Origin of the sequence: Ideonella azotifigens, from assembly GCF_006519715.1 — a bacterium.
Lineage (GTDB): Bacteria > Pseudomonadota > Gammaproteobacteria > Burkholderiales > Burkholderiaceae_C > Ideonella > Ideonella azotifigens.
The window spans coordinates 1-1,143 of sequence record NZ_VIDT01001139.1; the positions used below are offsets into that span (position 1 = coordinate 1).

The 1,143-nt window shown below is 69.3% G+C and carries 1 protein-coding gene and 1 pseudogene; both read right to left on the reverse strand.

Going from position 1 to position 1,143, the window contains the following annotated elements; genetic code table 11:
- Positions 1–316, reverse strand: a pseudogene (locus tag FKP22_RS31170) (two-component sensor histidine kinase); the annotation flags it as partial.
- The coding region (locus FKP22_RS31175) for a tripartite tricarboxylate transporter substrate binding protein (protein WP_141292034.1) at positions 306–1,143 on the reverse strand (838 nt) is incomplete at its 5' end. The pseudogene FKP22_RS31170 and the gene FKP22_RS31175, both read right to left, overlap by 11 nt.

Sequence of the window (1,143 nt, forward strand, 5' to 3'; positions counted from 1 at the left end):
GCTCGCGGTTGTGGGCGAGCAGTTCGGAGGCGCGCGCCTCGGCCTGCTCGCGCGCGCGCAGCGCCGACTCGGTCTCGTACCGGCGCCGCCACGCATACCAGGCCACACCGAAGGCGAACACCATGCCGGTCAGCGGCAGCTCGTCAAGCTGCCAGCGCTCATACGGGCCAGATTGTGCGACCAGCCACTCGCTGAGGTTCAGCACCCGCGAGAGGCCGTAGCACGCCAGCGCCAGCGCCAGCACGATCCACAGGTCGCTGCGCCAGCGAGACGCGGCCGGCCGCCCGCCCGGGCGCGTCGTCGGTTCACCCGCCATGGGAAGCAGCCTGCGGCGTCGCCAGACGCTCGACGTTGATGCGCTCGCGGGCATAGATCTCGCGGCACGCGCGTGCATAGTCGTCGGAGCCGAGATAGTCGATCTCCTGGTCGTATTTCGCGAGTTCCTGGATGAAGCGCGGATCGAACATCGCGCGCTTGAACGCGTCGTGCAGGGTCGCGACGACGGGCGCAGGCAGGCCGCGCGGCCCGGCCAGCCCGTAGGGTGACATCGCAACGATGTCGAAGCCGAGCTCTCGCAGGGTCGGCACCAGCGGCCAGCGTTTGGAGCGCTGCGCCGAGAAGATCACCAGCAGTCGCAGGCGGCCGCCATCGACGGCCGGGCCGAAACCGGTCGAGTTGACACCGGCCATGACCTGGCCGGCCATGATGGCAGTGATCTGCTCGGCCGTACCCTTGTACGGCACATGGATGTAGCGCAGGCCCCGCGCCGTGAACAGGTCTTCGAGCACCAGGTGCGGCGTGGTGCCGACACCGTTGGTCGCGATGCTCAATTCGCCGGGGTGCGCGCGGGCATAGGCAAACAGGTCATCGAGGCTGCGCAGCGCGCTGCCGGCAGGGACCAGCACGCCAAAGGTCACGCCCGACACCTGAATGATGGGCGTCACGTCGCGAACCGGGTCCCACAACACCTTCTGGACCCAGGGCGCGCGGAACACCGGCTGCGGCATCTGGGCGATCGTGTAGCCGTCGGGTTCAGCCTGGTACAGGACGTTCATCGCCAGCGTGCCGCCAGCACCGGCACGGTTGTCGGTGACGACCGCCTGGCCCAGCGTGCGCGACGCGAGTTCTGCCAGCAGGCGCAGC